Annotated in this window: 13 protein-coding genes; 7 read left to right on the top strand and 6 right to left on the bottom strand. The window is 55.1% G+C overall.

Annotation, left to right across the window (positions count from 1 at the left end; genetic code table 11):
- Window position 1 precedes the first annotated feature (1 nt).
- The 3 genes from ppk1 to DOQ08_RS13185 all read right to left on the bottom strand — a co-directional run bounded on the left by ppk1 (window position 2) and on the right by DOQ08_RS13185 (window position 3,603).
- Window positions 2–2,152, bottom strand: coding sequence for a polyphosphate kinase 1 (gene ppk1 / locus DOQ08_RS13195; RefSeq protein WP_114335411.1), 2,151 nt, complete (start codon window positions 2,150–2,152; stop codon window positions 2–4).
- 43 nt (window positions 2,153–2,195) lie between these two features.
- Entirely contained in the window at window positions 2,196–3,245 is a 1,050-nt protein-coding gene (gene hemB / locus DOQ08_RS13190; RefSeq protein ID WP_114335410.1) for a porphobilinogen synthase, read from the bottom strand.
- 136 nt (window positions 3,246–3,381) lie between these two features.
- Complete coding sequence (locus DOQ08_RS13185) at window positions 3,382–3,603, bottom strand: hypothetical protein (protein ID WP_114335409.1); 222 nt, start codon at window positions 3,601–3,603, stop codon at window positions 3,382–3,384.
- A gap of 272 nt (window positions 3,604–3,875) precedes the next feature.
- Here DOQ08_RS13185 and DOQ08_RS13180 point away from each other — a divergent pair, with 272 nt between their 5' ends.
- The 4 genes from DOQ08_RS13180 (at window position 3,876) to panP (ending at window position 8,630) form a co-directional block, all read left to right on the top strand.
- Window positions 3,876–4,505: a TetR/AcrR family transcriptional regulator gene (locus DOQ08_RS13180; protein ID WP_114335408.1), complete on the top strand. Its 630-nt coding sequence runs from the start codon at window positions 3,876–3,878 to the stop codon at window positions 4,503–4,505.
- Between the two features lie 2 nt (window positions 4,506–4,507).
- Window positions 4,508–6,214, top strand: a complete 1,707-nt coding sequence (locus tag DOQ08_RS13175; protein WP_114335407.1) for an isovaleryl-CoA dehydrogenase — start codon at window positions 4,508–4,510, stop codon at window positions 6,212–6,214.
- A gap of 208 nt (window positions 6,215–6,422) precedes the next feature.
- The gene (locus tag DOQ08_RS13170) at window positions 6,423–6,773 is read left to right on the top strand and encodes a DUF503 domain-containing protein (RefSeq protein WP_114335515.1); all 351 of its coding nucleotides are present in this window, start codon (window positions 6,423–6,425) and stop codon (window positions 6,771–6,773) included.
- A gap of 186 nt (window positions 6,774–6,959) precedes the next feature.
- Window positions 6,960–8,630 carry a pyridoxal-dependent aspartate 1-decarboxylase PanP gene (gene panP, locus DOQ08_RS13165; protein ID WP_114335406.1) on the top strand — a complete coding sequence of 557 codons (1,671 nt, stop codon included), beginning with the start codon at window positions 6,960–6,962 and terminating at the stop codon, window positions 8,628–8,630.
- Window positions 8,631–8,684: 54 nt separating this feature from the next.
- On the opposite strand, the gene DOQ08_RS13160 is transcribed toward panP, so the two are convergent.
- The gene (locus DOQ08_RS13160) at window positions 8,685–8,951 is read right to left on the bottom strand and encodes a hypothetical protein (protein WP_114335405.1); all 267 of its coding nucleotides are present in this window, start codon (window positions 8,949–8,951) and stop codon (window positions 8,685–8,687) included.
- Between the two features lie 101 nt (window positions 8,952–9,052).
- Window positions 9,053–10,618: an inorganic phosphate transporter gene (locus tag DOQ08_RS13155; protein ID WP_114335404.1), complete on the bottom strand. Its 1,566-nt coding sequence runs from the start codon at window positions 10,616–10,618 to the stop codon at window positions 9,053–9,055.
- 187 nt (window positions 10,619–10,805) lie between these two features.
- Between DOQ08_RS13155 and DOQ08_RS13150 the strand changes: the two genes are divergently transcribed.
- From DOQ08_RS13150 to DOQ08_RS13140, 3 genes are all read left to right on the top strand, one after another.
- Window positions 10,806–11,903: a GGDEF domain-containing protein gene (locus tag DOQ08_RS13150; protein ID WP_114335403.1), complete on the top strand. Its 1,098-nt coding sequence runs from the start codon at window positions 10,806–10,808 to the stop codon at window positions 11,901–11,903.
- A gap of 68 nt (window positions 11,904–11,971) precedes the next feature.
- Window positions 11,972–12,418, top strand: coding sequence for a flavodoxin (locus DOQ08_RS13145; RefSeq protein ID WP_114335402.1), 447 nt, complete (start codon window positions 11,972–11,974; stop codon window positions 12,416–12,418).
- Window positions 12,419–12,524: 106 nt separating this feature from the next.
- Complete coding sequence (locus DOQ08_RS13140) at window positions 12,525–15,080, top strand: EAL domain-containing protein (protein WP_227537678.1); 2,556 nt, start codon at window positions 12,525–12,527, stop codon at window positions 15,078–15,080.
- On the opposite strand, the gene DOQ08_RS13135 is transcribed toward DOQ08_RS13140, so the two are convergent.
- Complete coding sequence (locus DOQ08_RS13135; protein WP_114335401.1) at window positions 15,047–15,907, bottom strand: acyl-CoA thioesterase; 861 nt, start codon at window positions 15,905–15,907, stop codon at window positions 15,047–15,049. The two genes, DOQ08_RS13140 and DOQ08_RS13135, sit on opposite strands and share 34 nt — an antisense overlap.
- Window positions 15,908–15,952 lie beyond the last annotated feature (45 nt).

Genomic DNA, 15,952 nt, shown 5'->3' with positions numbered 1-15,952 from the left:
GCTATGGTTTGGATTTGCCCGTCAGCCTTTCCAGTAAAACCAGCTGCGCCGCCACTCGTGGCTCACCCTCTGCCGGCTGGTTCTGGATGTAACTGCCATCAGGCTGCAACATCCATGATTGGCAATTGTCGGCCAGGTAAGCATCCAGATCTTCCTGCAAACGCGCGATCAAAGCGGGCTCTTCAATCGGAAACGCCACTTCGATACGGCTCAGCATGTTTCGTTCCATGCCGTCGGCACTGGCGCAATAGACATCCGGCTTACCCTTGTTTTCGAAGTAGTAAATACGCGTGTGCTCCAGAAAACGCCCGACAATGGAGCGCACCCGTATGTTCTCCGATAGCCCCGGCACACCGGGACGCAGGCAACAAATCCCCCGCACAATCAGGTCAATCTGCACCCCCGCCTGAGAGGCTCGATAAAGGGCCTTAATCAACTGGGCATCCGTCAGCGCATTAAACTTGAAAATAATGCGCCCGTCTTCGCCGTAACTGGCCTCCCGCTCGATGAGGCTAATCAGCCGTTTGTGCATGGAAAACGGCGCATGAAACAGCTTTTTGATCTTTAGCGCCTTACCCATACCGGTCAGTTGCTGGAACAGCTTGTTAACATCATCACCAATGGAATCGTCACAGGTCATGAAGCTGTAATCAGTGTATAACCGTGCGTTTCCGGCATGATAGTTGCCCGTACCCAAATGCACATAACGGGACAGTTTGCCCTCTTCCCGGCGCACAATCAGCAGCATCTTGGCGTGGGTTTTGTAGCCGACAACCCCATACACCACGATGACACCTGCCTCCTGCAACCGACTGGCCAACTCAAGGTTCTCGGCTTCGCTGAACCTCGCCCTTAACTCCACCACCGCTGTCACTTCTTTACCGCGACGGGCGGCATCGGCCAGCGCTTCAACAATTTCCGAGCCGGTGCCCGCCCGATAGAGCGTTTGCCGGATCGCCAAGACCTGAGGGTCTTTCGCTGCCTGGCGCAGTAAATCCACGACCGAACTGAAGTTCTCGAACGGGTGAGACAACAGAATCGGGCGTTTCCGAATCGCTTCAAACATCGATTCTTTGCTGCGTATCTGCCGGGGGATCGCAGGGGAAAAACTGGAATAGGTCAGGTCCGGGCGATCAACCAAACCACTCACTGCAAGCAGCCGAGTCAAGTTTACCGGCCCGTTGACGCGGTAGAGATCTCTTTCACCAAGGCCAAACTCAGTCAGCAGGAAGTGCACCAACTCTTCCGGGCAGTTATCAGCCACCTCCAAACGCACACCGTCGCCAAAACGACGACTCAGCAACTCACCCCGAAGCGCAGAGGCCAAATCTTCCAGATCGTCTTCCAGCTCCAAATCCGCGTTTCGGGTCAGGCGGAACTGATAGCAGCCTTTCACTTCCATACCCGGGAACAGCTCATCAGCGTGGGCGTGGATCATCGATGACAAGAACACCAAATTCTCGCCACCCTCACAAACCTCATCCGGCAGACGCACCAAACGCGGTAAAGACCGGGGTGCTGGCAAAATCGCCATTCCGGTCTCACGACCAAAAGCATCCTTGCCGTCCAGCTCAACTATGAAATTCAGACTCTTGTTGACCAAGCGCGGAAACGGGTGCGAGGGGTCGAGCCCGATCGGACTGACCACCGGCAGGATTTCCTCATCGAAGTAGTTTCTGACCCACTCGGCTTGCGCAGGGGTCCACTCACGACGTCGTATGAAGTGGATATTTTCCTTTTCCAGCGCTGGAAACAGCACATTGTTGAGAATGTCGTATTGCTCTTCGATGTACTCATGAGCAACACGACTGATCTCCGCCAACGCCTGTTCAGGCTGAATACCATCGGCACCGACGGTTTCCCGCCCATACTTCAATTGTTCACGCAGGCCGGCAACCCGGATTTCGAAAAACTCATCCAGATTACTACTGAAAATACAGCAAAAAATCAGCCGGTTAATCAGCGGGTGCGCCGGGTCCATGGACTGTTTTAATACCCGGTAGTTAAACTGAAGCTGACTCAACTCCCGGTTAAACCAGTTTTCACTGGCATCCAGATTGACCTGCTCACCAACCGGAGGCACCTCGACTGGCGCGGGCACACTCAGGTCATCGCTTGTGACTGACTTTGCTTTTGTTATTTCAGTTGTCATCGCTCTCTGCTTCCCTATCCATCGCGAACAGCCTGCTTGTCCTTTACGCTCGTTGGCGATCTCTCATCAATCTAGCGGCACGCACGGCAAAATACGTGAGAATGCCATCAGCACCTGCACGGCGCATCGCCATCAGGCTTTCCATCATCACTGCGTCACCATCAAGCCAGCCGTTTTGCGCAGCGGCCATGTGCATGGCGTATTCACCACTCACCTGATATACAAACGTCGGTACCTGAAGCTCCGTTTTAACGCGGTGCACGATATCCAGATACGGCATGCCCGGCTTGATCATTACCATATCGGCACCTTCCGCCAGATCCATCGCCACTTCATGAATGGCTTCGTCGCTGTTGGCCGGGTCCATCTGGTAAGTCGCTTTATTGCTTTTACCCAGATTACCCGCCGAACCGACGGCGTCCCGGAACGGCCCGTAATAACTCGACGCATACTTGGCAGAATAGGCCAGAATTCGGGTGTTTACGTAACCTGCGGACTCCAGCGCTTCGCGAATCGCGGCGACCCGGCCGTCCATCATATCCGAAGGTGCTACCACATCGGCGCCCGCATCAGCGTGAGACAGCGCCTGATTGACCAGGGCTTCCACGGTGACATCGTTTAACACATACCCGTCATTGTCGATGATGCCGTCTTGGCCGTGAGTGGTGAACGGGTCCAGAGCCACATCGGTAATCACACCCAATTCAGGATGCGCCTGTTTCAGCGCCCGAACAGCACGCTGCGCCAAACCATCAGAATCCCAAGCGCCGGAACCCGACAAATTCTTGTGCTCGGCTGGCACCACCGGGAACAACGCGATCGCCGGAATGCCCAGCTCCACCAGTTCTGCCGCCTGCTCCACCAGCAGGTCGATGCTCAGGCGTTCAACCCCGGGCATGGAGGGAACGGCTTCACGCTGATTCTCCCCTTCCAATACAAACACCGGGTAAATCAGGTTGTCCGCAGTCAGCTGATTTTCACGAACCATACGGCGGGAAAAATCACTGGCGCGATTACGACGCGGACGGGTAAAGGGAAAGCTTCGACCGGAAAGCGGCAGGTGCGGCTTTGACACAGGTAACCTCCTGAACATGAAACCGTGAGAAGAGGCTCCATCATACACCCCGGAGGCGGCCTGTTGCAGGCCTGCGGTCCTGCGCACCCTTGACGGGCAGCAACAAAACGGGAATTCGGGCGGTTAGCCAAACACCGCCCGAACGAAAAACACGTTAGAGCGAGCGGTTATTGAAACCTACATCCACTTTGCGCGGGGTATTCGATTTCAAGGTCGTGTCGACCTCTTCAATTTTGCCACCGCACTGCAGAAAGGCTTCCATATCCGCTTGCAATTGCGCTCTGACACGAGCCCGGCTAGCGATGGAATGATTATCTTCGCCCTCTCCGGCCCAGCTGCCGGACTGATCCAAATTGCCTTCGTCGAATTCACTCATGCTCTTCTCTCCATCAACGAAAACCCCGCTCCCCGTGCCATGAAGGCGCTTCGGCAGGCACACCTTACCTCGACGAAAATCCCACTAAGGCCCCGTCTTGGCGTCTTTATAATCCGGTTTTTCCAGCAGCGCTATTTGCACACTCAATATTTTTTGTAACTTTTTGTAATTTATATTAACTTATTGATTTTATAGCCCATAATTAAGGGCCATCCAAGCCGTCAAAAATTGACACAAAGAATGAACAGTGATTCACTACTTAGGAAGGCAGCATGGCCTATCGTGAAACGGACAAAATGCGTCAGCGGAAAGCCGAAGCCCGCCAAAACATTCTGAAATGTACGGCTCAATGCGTGGCTGAAAACGGCTTCCAAAGCGCTCGAATCACGACGATTGCGAAGTTGGCGGGCGTAGCAACTGGCACCATCTACCGCCATTTCGAATCCCGTGAAGAATTGTTTGCCGAAATTTTTCGGCTGGCTACGCAACGTGAAGTCAACAAAGTGGCCGAAGCGCTGGCCATAGAGGGCAATGCCGTTGAACGATTAAACAACGCCTTGCAGCACTTCGCCAGACGCGCCCTGAAAGGACCAACCCAAGCCTGGGCACTGATTGCCGAACCAGTCGATCCAAAGGTTGAAGAGGAACGACTGCTCTATCGAAAGGCCTACGCCAACCTGTTCGAAGAGATTATTCAGGAAGGCATAGCAGAGGGCTCCATACCCGACCAAGATGCCCGGATCACCAGCACCTGCTTGGTAGGTGCCATATCCGAATCACTGGTCGGACCGCTGTCACCAGCACAGACAGCCTCACTGCCAACAACAAAAACCGATCAAGATGCGCTGATCAACACCATCGTTCGCTACTGCGTAAGGGGGTTGACCGGCACCAGGAGCTAACCATGAGCAAGCCGCTAGACACCTCCCGCAATCGCAACACCAACGCCTCTCCAACCGATCGCTATCTAGCCGCAACACACGAGGTCATCAACCAGCCAAACGTGCTGGCCAACTACAACCTGTTCGAGCAAGACGCCGCTCTGCGGGAAGCTGTATTACGGGAAGGCGCCGCCCACGCCAACGACAGCCTGAGCCGCTTTGGTGCCTGGGCCGGAAAAGCCGAAACCATAGAGCTTGGCCATCAGGCCAACCACAACAAACCCAGCTTCCGCACCCATGATCGTTTTGGCCACAGAATAGACGAGGTCACGTTTCACCCCGCCTATCACGAACTGATGACCACCGCATTGGAAAACGGCTTGCACAGCTCACCCTGGACCAATCCCGGCCAAGGCGCCCAAGTCGCGCGAGCGGCCAAGTACTACATGCACTCGCAGGTAGAAGCCGCCCACTGCTGCCCCATCACCATGACCTTCGCCGCCATCCCCTCTATCCGTAAACAACCGGAAGTGGCGAAGCTTTGGGAACAAAAGATTCTCACCAACGCCTACGACGGCCGAAACCTGCCAGACAGCGAGAAAACCGCCGTCACCATCGGCATGGCGATGACCGAAAAACAAGGCGGCAGCGACGTACGCGCCAACACCACCCGAGCATACGCCATTGGCGCCGAAGGCTCTGGCCAAGCCTACGAACTGGTAGGCCACAAATGGTTCGTCTCCGCTCCCATGTGCGATGCCTTTCTGGTACTGGCCCAAACCACCAGCGGCCTGTCCTGTTTCCTGATGCCCCGATGGCGCCCGGACGGCACCAAAAACCCGTGGCAAATCCAACAACTGAAAAACAAAATGGGTAACGTCGCCAATGCCTCCAGCGAAGTCGAGCTCCGTGGCGCTTTGGCCTGGATGATCGGCGAAGAAGGCCGCGGTGTCCCCACCATCATCGAAATGGTGGCCATGACCCGCTTCGACTGCATGATCGGCAGCTCCGCCGGCATGCGCCAGGCCGTCGCCCAAGCCACCCACCACTGCCACAACCGCAGTGCCTTCGGCGCCCGCCTGAGCGACCAGCCCTTGATGCAAAACGTACTGGCCGACCTGACCATCGAAAACGAAGCCGCCCTCGCCTACACCATGCGAGTCGCCCGCGCTTTAGACACCCAAAACAACGAACACGAACGCCTTCTGGCCCGACTGGCCACCCCCGTCGGCAAATACTGGATCTGCAAGCGCACCCCCAACCACGCCTACGAAGCCATGGAATGCATCGGCGGCAGCGGCGTAATGGAAGACTGCATCATGCCCAGACTGTTCCGGGAATCCCCGGTCAACGCCATCTGGGAAGGCAGCGGCAACGTCCAATGCCTGGACACCCTGCGCGCCATCCAAAAAGAGCCCGAAACCCTCGACGCCTTCTTCAAAGAAGCCGCCGAAGCCAAAGGCACCGACCGCCGCTTCGACCAATTCCTGGCCCAACTGCAAGCCGACTTCTCCGACATCAGCGACTTCCAATACCGCGCCAGAAACCTCGTAGACCGTTTGGCACTTGCCATGCAGGCATCCGTACTGTTGCGCTTCGGCAACCACCACGTAGCCGACGCCTTCTGCGCGTCCCGCCTGCAAAACAACGGCGGCATGAACTATGGCAACCTCCCCTCCGGCACCAACGCCGCAGCCATTATCAAACGGGCAACGCCTATAGTAGGCTAGGGGGAAATTACAGGAGATCTAAACAGGCAACAGAAATCCTGATTGTCACGTGGACTCCCCGAACAGCGTCTGAGAGCGGGCGAGGATTGGCTTTCCAAAAATTTGCGGAGCCATGGATGGCGAAGCAGAAGCGCCACATGGATGTGCCGCAGGAGCGTTTTTTGGAAAGCCAATCCTCGGCTGCTCCGGCACCCATACTGAGTCAAATATGTCGGAATCCCTGAGAAAGCTTTTAAAAGAAGGCAAAACCCCAAAACAACAGCGACACACCATCACCCCCCACGTAGGCCTACTCACCCTGCACTTCCAGCTCTACGCCTGCGAAGACCTAAAAGCCAAACGCAAAGCCTTCACCGCCATGAAAACCATCTGGGGCAAAGAACCCGACTTAGCCGTCAGCGAAACCGCCGACCACGACGCCCTGGACTGCGCCACCTGGACCATCGCCGCCCTAGGCGAATCCGCCCAACAAATCACCCAACGCCTCGACCAAGTCGAAAAAGACATACAGGACCGCATAGACGCCGCCATACTCGACATCCACCGCGAAATAATCTGACAGGCTAAAGTCCAAACACCTAAGGCATAGCATCAACGCAAATCAAGCCTTATACTACGGCCCCTCAGGGACATATGACCTACTAACAGACAGGTCTTGCAGTACATGTGCCAGGCCCCGCCTGGCCCCTCATCCGCAGGGTTTCCGGAACCAACCCTCGGACAATCACTGAAAGTGTGTGGCTCTATGACCGGAAATAAAAAATCCGCCCAAGCCTCAGTCGAGGCCATGTATCGCGTATTTACGGTGCCAGAAGCACCGGAATCCACGCTGAGCCGCATCGACCAAAATATCTCCCGCAACCTCGCCGGCTTCCTTCAAGAACATATAGTCGCCGTCGAACGGGACCTGTCTGACGTAGAAAAGAACTTCGCCGACTCCGCCATCCCGGAAAAACCCGTTTTCGTCTCCGAGCAAGCCCAATTCCTGCTCGACAAACTGGTTGCCAACTCGGTACACACCGCATCCCCGGCCTTCATTGGACACATGACCTCGGCACTGCCCTACTTCATGCTGCCACTGTCCAAAATCATGATTGCCCTGAACCAGAACCTGGTCAAAACCGAAACCTCCAAGGCATTCACCCCCATGGAGCGGCAGGTACTGGGCATGATTCACCGGCTGGTGTACGAACAAGACGGCTCCTTCTACCGGAAGTGGATGCACAGCCCCCGACACGCTCTGGGCGCCATGTGCTCCGGTGGCACCGTAGCCAACCTGACCGCACTCTGGGTTGCCCGTAATCGCGCCTTCCCCGCTGAAGGCAGCTTCCGCGGCTTACACGAAGAAGGCCTGTTCCGTGCCCTGAAGTATTACGGGTACGAAGGTGCCGCCATCGTTGTTTCCAAACGCGGACACTACTCCCTGCGCAAAGCCGCTGACGTACTGGGCTTGGGCCGGGACGCACTGGTTCCCGTAGAAACCGACGACAACAACCGCATCCAGACCGACGCCCTTCGGGACAAGTGTCTGGAGCTGCAAAAACAGAAAATCAAAGTCATGGCCATCTGCGGCGTCGCCGGCACCACCGAAACCGGCAACGTAGACCCCCTTGATGCCATGTCCGATATCGCCCGAGAGTTTGGCGCACACTTCCACGTAGACGCGGCCTGGGGCGGGCCAACCCTGTTCTCCCGCACCTACCGCGGATTGCTGCGCGGCATCGAAAAGGCCGACTCGGTCACCTTCGACGCTCACAAACAGCTCTACGTACCGATGGGCGTTGGCCTGGTGGTGTTCAAAGACCCGAGCCTCGCCAGTGCGGTCGAGCATCACGCCCAATACATTATTCGAAAAGGTTCCCGTGACCTGGGCAGCACCACGCTCGAAGGCTCACGCCCGGGCATGTCCATGCTGATTCATTCCGGCCTGAAAATCCTGGCTCGTGAAGGTTATGAAATCCTGATTGACCAAGGCATCGAAAAAGCCAGACTGTTCGCGGACATGATTACCAAAGAGGCGGATTTTGAACTGGTCACCGAGCCTGAGCTGAACATCCTGACCTACCGGTACTGCCCCGACATCGTGCAGAAAGCGCTGGCTATCGCCAACGAACTGCAAGCCGAAAAGATGAACAGCTGCCTGAACCGCATCACCAAGTTCATCCAGAAAACCCAGCGTGAACACGGTAAAGCGTTTGTGTCCCGTACGCGGCTGGAACCGGCTCGTTACTACCACTTCCCCTGCATCGTGTTCCGAGTGGTACTGGCCAACCCGCTGACCACGCCAGAGATTCTCGAAGACATTCTCAAGGAACAAAAGGAATTGTCGAAAGCGGAGGGTATTGCCGACGAAATCGACATTCTGAACCAAATGGCGAACGCCGTTCTAAAACAGGCCCAGACCGAAGTCAGGTAAAGTGGCAAGCTGCCAGGCAGGGCGCCTGACAGCCTTTTCCGGACTAACCGGGAATTAGTAGAGCGCGTCCTCATCGTCCAGCACTTCGTGCAGGATCTCCAGAAACATCTTATCGGCATCGCTCCAGGCTTCCGGGATCCGGATCGTGGTGCTTGCGCTGATCTCGCGAGCAATCAACTCATCCGAATCCGATTGGCCTTTGTATTTGCGGGCAATGTCCACAGACTTGACCGCAATGGTCGGGTCACTCAGAACTTTCTTAATGAAGACTCGTAGCTCTCCAATCATCTTGGCCTGATGACTTTCAACAGATGAACTCATTCCTTACTCCCGAAATTAGATAGCTGGGGCGCACAGAAGCCCACACACGTGCTGCCTATAGTATGGCCAAAGCGCGGAGCACTAACCAGCCCCGCCCGCCGTCAGACCATCATGCCCCGTAGTGCAAAGAACAAGAAGGCTGCCATCAGTGCAGAGGCCGGCACCGTGATGATCCATGCCGCCGCAATGCGAGTCAGATGGGACCGCTTTACCATTTCCTCTTTATAGATCTTCTTCAGGCGCTTACGCTCAGACTTGGATAGTGGCACTTGCTGCTTTTTCTTCTTCGCGCGCTTCAACAAGCTCTCCATCTCTTCAAGCGTTGCGTTGCGGAAGTCGTCCAAGAAGGGTTTCAGGCGTTCCTGATCAACCGGGTCGTGAGCCTCGATGATCTTGTGAAGCTGGGTCGCATAGTTCGACTTCAGGTACTCCCGAAGGAAGCCAACGCCGAACACGCCACCAATAGCGATGTGGGTCGAGCTGACCGGAAGCCCCAACTGGGAAGCCAGAATAACGGTCAGCGCGGCAGACAAGGCAATACAGAAGGCCCGGGTCTTGTCCAACTCGGTAATCTCGCTGCCCACAGTTTTGATCAGACGCGGACCAAACAGCATCAAGCCAACAGCAAGCCCCAAAGCACCCACCAACATAACCCAAAGAGGAATGCTCGCTGAGGTGACTACGCCGCCACCGGCTTGAATGGCATCGTTAATGGCAGCCAGAGGTCCAATCGCGTTAGCCACGTCGTTAGCCCCGTGAGCAAAGCTGAGCAGAGCGGCAGCGCAAATCAGCGGCCAGGTAAACAGCGTATTCACGCCATCCGTACTGTTTTCCATGGTAGCCGCACGGCGACTCACCAAAGTTCGCATCGCAAAGAACACGGCTGCAGCCACCGCCAAACCAATCAACGAAGCATCAACAATATCGACCTTCACGATCTTCTTGACACCTTTGACCATCAAATAGGTGGTAAAGGCCCAAGCCATAATCGATACCAGCCAAGGTACAAACGTCCGGGCTGACGACACCAGATTCTGGCGGTAAAGAACCGTTTTATTAATGGCGAACAGGAACAGCGCCGCCAGCATGCCACCCAACACCGGAGAAATAACCCAGCTGGCGGCAATCTTGCCCATCACCGCCCAATCAGCGATTTGCCAACCACCGGCCGCGATACCCGCGCCCAGAACGCCACCTACGATCGAGTGAGTCGTAGACACCGGCGCCCCCATCCAGGTCGCCAGGTTGAGCCAAAGCGCACCAGCCAACAGAGCCGCAGTCATAAGCCAGACAAAGGCACGTGGATCGTCCAGAGTCGTCGGATCGATAATGCCGCCTTTAATGGTGGAAACCACGTCACCGCCGGCAATGAGTGCACCGGCCGCTTCAAAAATAGCGGCCAGAATAACCGCTGCCCCCAACGACAGTGCACCCGACCCCACCGCAGGGCCCACATTGTTTGCCACATCGTTGGCACCAATGTTGATGGCCATGTAACCACCAATCACTGCAGCAGCCATCAGCAGCATGCCATTAGGCAAGTCATGGCTGAACGATCCAACTAGCAGCCAGATACCAAGTAAGAAAAGTAGACTTAAACCAACCCTGTAACGCTCTGTGGTTGGACTGCTGAGAAGAGTATCCAGATAACCGCTGGAACGTGCCATAAGCGCTATGCTCTCTTTAACCATTATGGGTTTGACAGATCATCGGGGGCGCACTATAAAATTTTTGGTCAAAAATTGAAACAAAAGTGCGATTCCGGTCACCCTTCACATTGTAGTCAAGTTGCACTCCAATCTTCAGTTCTTTTGGCGCATACTGGACGAAAATGTGTCAATAAGCACAACACAAATGCATGACGATCTAACGCTTAGCCAAGCGCTCTCCACTGAACATGAAGAACAACAGGTATCTCGCTTGCTGACGGGCGCGTCGGTCATGGCTTTGCTGTTTTTATTCGGCATTGGCGCAAAAGCCTGGCATTCCGGCAACACAACTCACGGCGCTATACTCTGGCTTTTTAGCGTACCGATTTTCCTGAACATGATCTGGTTCGCCCGCACCGGCAACCGGGACACTCAAAAAGCCGGTCTGCTCACCTTTGCCGCCATGTTGCTGTCATACCTGATCGCCACCGGTGGTGAAAGCAGCACCGGTCCGCTCTGGTTTTATGCACTACCGCCTTTACTGTTTTTTCTGACAAGCCTTAAAGCCGGTACCGCCATTCTGCTGTTCTGCTATCTCGCTGCACTGATCGTGTTCCAGTTTCCCGATCTACCCGGCATCACCGCAACATACAACAACGATTTCAAGATTCGTTTTTTCGCCACACTCACCTTCGAATCCATTTTTTGTTTTGTTCTTGAAGCAACCCGTCAGTCAGCGCGAAACAAACTGGTTACCTTCGCGCAGGCTCACGAGCATGCTGCCCGCACCGATGAATTGACCGGTCTGGCCAACCGGCGGGAAATGCTAAACCGGCTTAACACCGAATTTTCACGCTACCAGAGAGCCGGACATCATTTCTCCATCGTTCTGATCGATCTCGATTTTTTCAAGCAGGTTAACGACAACCACGGTCACGATGCCGGGGATAAAGTGCTCCAGCGGTTTGCGGAAGTAACTCACGGAGTCATTCGGCAAACTGACGTGGCAGCCCGTTGGGGCGGCGAGGAATTTATGCTGTTACTACCGGACACCACCTTGCTGCAAGCGCTTGCTTTAGCCGAACGGCTGAGATCCGAGATAGCAAGCACCGCCTTCACTCACAATGGCACGACGATGCCGGTCACCCTCAGTGCGGGTGTTTGTTCGATTTCCAACGCGACCTCGATCAACGAGCTACTGAAGCAGGCCGACGTGCAACTTTATTCCGCCAAAGAGGGTGGCAGGAACAGGATATCGCCCCGCGTTCGCAGCCAAGAGAAAGTGCAAGCCTCCCCAACTTGAGTGCATCCATTACCACCGCTATGATCTCGCCACGTATTAAGCCCCTACTCTCAAATAAAGGCAGGATCATGGCAGCAATCCGAATCCTAACTGGCAGCGTCTACGGCGGCGCACTTCAAACGGCCAAAACCATTAAAGAAACACTGGAACCCGAGGGTCACCAGGTGTCTGTACTGGAATCGCCCAGCCTTGAAGACATCACTTCGAATGACGATGCGCTTCTGGTCTGCACCTCAACCACCGGCCAAGGCGAACTGCCTCCCAATCTTCTGCCGTTCTATATCGACCTCAAAGAACAGTTACCTCAACAGCCCGGCCGGCCTTTTGGAATTATTGTGCTCGGCGACAGCTCATACGGCGATACCTTCTGCGGTGCCGGCGATCTTATGGAAGAAGCTCTGTACGAAACCGCCGCTCGCAAAGTAGGTGATACGCTTAAAATCGATGCCCTGGAGACGCTGGAGCCGGAAACCGAAGCCATGACGTGGGCCAAGCAGTGGGTAAAAGAAATCTAATCGGGTATTAGACCGGCATCAAATCGCTACACTTTCCACCTTGAGCCGCCACCATCTAGCGTTCATACTCGATACAGAACGATAAGAATGATAAGAGCGGCAACGCGTGAAATTACTGATCTCGGCACAATGTTTGGCATTTCTGTTGTTAATGCTGGTGACCTCGTCTTCGGCATTCGCAACCCAATCGCCTTATATCCCGGATATGGACTACGTGCGCCTGACACCGGACGCCGAGGTAAAGGCCTCAGACATTCTTGAAACCGGTCGCTGGCAGCGGCTGCCGGAACAAACAGCGAACTTTGGCTACACTCAGGATCAAATCTGGCTACGGTTCTCGATATCCCGCCCCACCAGCGACCAGCTGATCGAAATCAGCTACCCGGCCCTCGACGAGATCGATGTTTACGTCTTTGAAGACGGTCAGCTGATTCAACAGGAAAGCACAGGTGATCAAAAACTGTTCGCCGAGAGAGCGGTTCAACACCCGCTTTTTCTTTTTCCGCTGCAGCTGCAACGCGATGGCGAATACGACATTCTGATTCGGGCGCAAACGCAAGGCGCCATGCAGATTCCCCTCAAACTGTGGGACAGGCAGCAGTACTTCGAGCATGCATCGATTGAAACCCAGTTGCACGCAGGTTATTACGGCATTCTGCTGACCGTCATCTGTTTTAACCTGTTTGTCTTTCTGGCCCTGCGGGAATCCGTTTACTTACTGTACGTGCTTTCGACGTTAGGTTATCTGATCCTGATCGCCAGCCTGAACGGCAGTACATACCAACTCCTCTGGCCCCGCAGCCCAGACATCCAGAGCGTTGCCATGGCGGTGGTGGTGCCACTGGCCGTCGCCTTCTCCTCGATGTTTTCGGCAGTCTTTCTCAAACTCAAACAATCCAGCCCTTTCCTGAACCGAATCTTGGTGCTGATCATCGGGTTAAATCTCGGGTTAGCCGGTTTCAGCTTGTTTGGCGATTACGGCACAGCCATACGGCTGGGTGTGGCCTTTGCAATACCCAGCTGCTTGTTCCTGACAATTCTCGGGCCCATCCAGTGGTATAAAGGCAATCCGCAAGCGTCTTACTACACCATGGCTTGGGGAGCCCTAACACTGGGCAGTGCGGTCACCGGCGCGAATAAAATGGGCTTCATCCCCAATAGCTTCATTACCGCCTATGGCATGCAAATCGGCTCTGTTTTGGAAGCTCTGTTGCTGAATCTGGCGCTGGCCTCGCGGCTCTATCACGAGCGTCAGGACAAACTCAGCGCCAGAGAGGCTGAAATTAACGCGCTGGAAGCCCGCCGATCGGCAGAACTGAAGTTGATGGAACAGGCTCTGCACTATCCACTAACCGGGTTGCCAAACCGCAGCAGCTTCGAAATGTTGCTCAACGACCTCATTCATCAGAACCCCGCAAAACGGTACGCCGTCGTACTTCTGCACTTGAACAACCTGGACCCGGTAACCAAAACACTGGGCCATCGCAATACCGATGCCATTCTTGTCAGAGCCTCCAAACACTACAACGCCGTTGCCCGTGACGTGCCGGGGGCCCAACTGCTTGAAACCAACAGCGGCACCAACTTTTACATGGCGCACTTTGATCCGCAGACTTTTGCCTGCATCGTCGATGCCAACCAATCGGGCGCGGCACAACGCAAATTAGTCCAAAGCCTCGACGAGATTCGCTGGCCGATTGAATTTCTCGGCATGGAAGTGCCCCTGCAGCCGCGCATCGGCATCGCAGTACACCCGGAAAATGGCAACGATGCCAACACCCTGATTCGCAGAGCAGCCATCGCTGAAGGCTCAGGCCGAGCCATCGAGCGAGGCCTGGCCTTCTATAAGCCATCACGAGATTCTTACAGCGCAGATCGACTCACCCTTGTTTCAGAGTTACGACATGCCATCGACAACAACGAGCTGGCGCTGTATCTACAACCCAAACTTGCACTGGCAACGCGCGAGATCATTGGTTTTGAAGCGCTATTGCGCTGGCGTGGCCGAGAGCAAAGCGTCTTCGCCGATGAAATCATTGCCGTTGCCGAGCAAAGCGGCCTGATCAAACCGCTGACTCGCTGGGTAATATCGGAAGCGCTCAAATTGAGAGAGCAGCTTGTGGAGCTTGGTAGCAGCGCGAGCATCGCTGTGAATATTTCACCGAATAACCTGCGGGAACCTGATTTTGCGCTGTTTGTCCGCCAGCAAATGAAACAGCATCCGTCACATCTTGGTTCGATCATTTTTGAAGTCACCGAAACGTCGATGATGCAAGACCCGGCCAATTCGCTGAAAGCTCTGAACTCACTTAACCAAGCGGGCATTCCGCTGTCTATTGACGACTTTGGTTCCGGCTACTCATCACTGTCTTACATCAAACAATTGCCGGCAAAAGAGATCAAAATCGACCGGTCACTGATCACAGACCTATCAGACCGAAAAGAAGACCGGGTGATCGTTCAAACCACGATCAACATGTGCCATAGCTTGGGGTATACCGTAGTGGCCGAGGGAGTCGAAGATGAGGCCACGCTCAACTTGCTGGCCGAGATGGGCTGCGACCAGATTCAGGGCTACTTCCTGACCCGGCCGCTACCTTATGAGGAGATCATCGAATGGTTGGCCGATCAGCCTTGTCGCTCACGGATCAGTGCTTCCTGAGTGGTTGATGCCACCAGCACACCATCCCGCGTGTAGAAGTTACCCCGATTGAAGCCACGACCGCCCGACGAGCTCGGGCTGTCTTTGTCGTAAAGCAGCCACTCATCCATTCGGAAATCCCGGTGGAACCAGATCGAATGATCGAGACTGGCCACCTGCATGTCTGAGCTCATGAACGTCCGCCCGTGGGGGTCGAGCGATGTACCCAAAAAGCTAAAGTCCGATGCATAGGTCAACAGACACCGATGCAAGACCGGGTCATCCGGCAGAATCCCGGCCGAGCGCAACCAGTTCTGCCGGTAGGGTGGACGTTTCTTCGGGTTGAACGGATCACCCGGGTTAACCGGGCGGATTTCGATCGGGCGATCACGGGTCAGTACGTCTCGAAGTTTTTCGGGCACCTTGTCGGCAATCATTTTGCCCCAGTCCTGCTCGGAGCGCAGGGTTTCCGGTGCGGGCGCGTCGGGCATCTCGAACTGGTGACTAAGACCGTCTTCAGCCGCTTGAAAAGACATAGACCCGGTCAGAATTTCTTTGCCGTCTTGTCGAGCGATCACCCGACGCACCGTAAACGAGCCGCCATCCCTGACCCGCTGCACTTCGTAATCAATTGGCATGCTGTGATTGCCAGGGCGCAGGAAATACGCGTGCAAGGAGTGACAAAGCCGGTCGTCAACCGTGCGGCTCGCCGCCATCAGAGCTTGCCCTAGCACCTGCCCACCAAAGACGTGAGGAAACCCCAAATCTTCACTATCGCCTTGAAAATGATCATCCCCGATCGGCGATAAATCCAGCAATTCCACCAGTTTCTTGGTTACATCCAGCATGCCCGCTCCTGTCACATCGTTCGAGAGCTTTCGTAGCTCCTTAGC

Source organism: Marinobacter litoralis (assembly GCF_003336705.1).
In the GTDB taxonomy this organism is placed as follows: domain Bacteria; phylum Pseudomonadota; class Gammaproteobacteria; order Pseudomonadales; family Oleiphilaceae; genus Marinobacter; species Marinobacter litoralis.
This window is presented reverse-complemented; position numbering and strand designations above follow the sequence as displayed.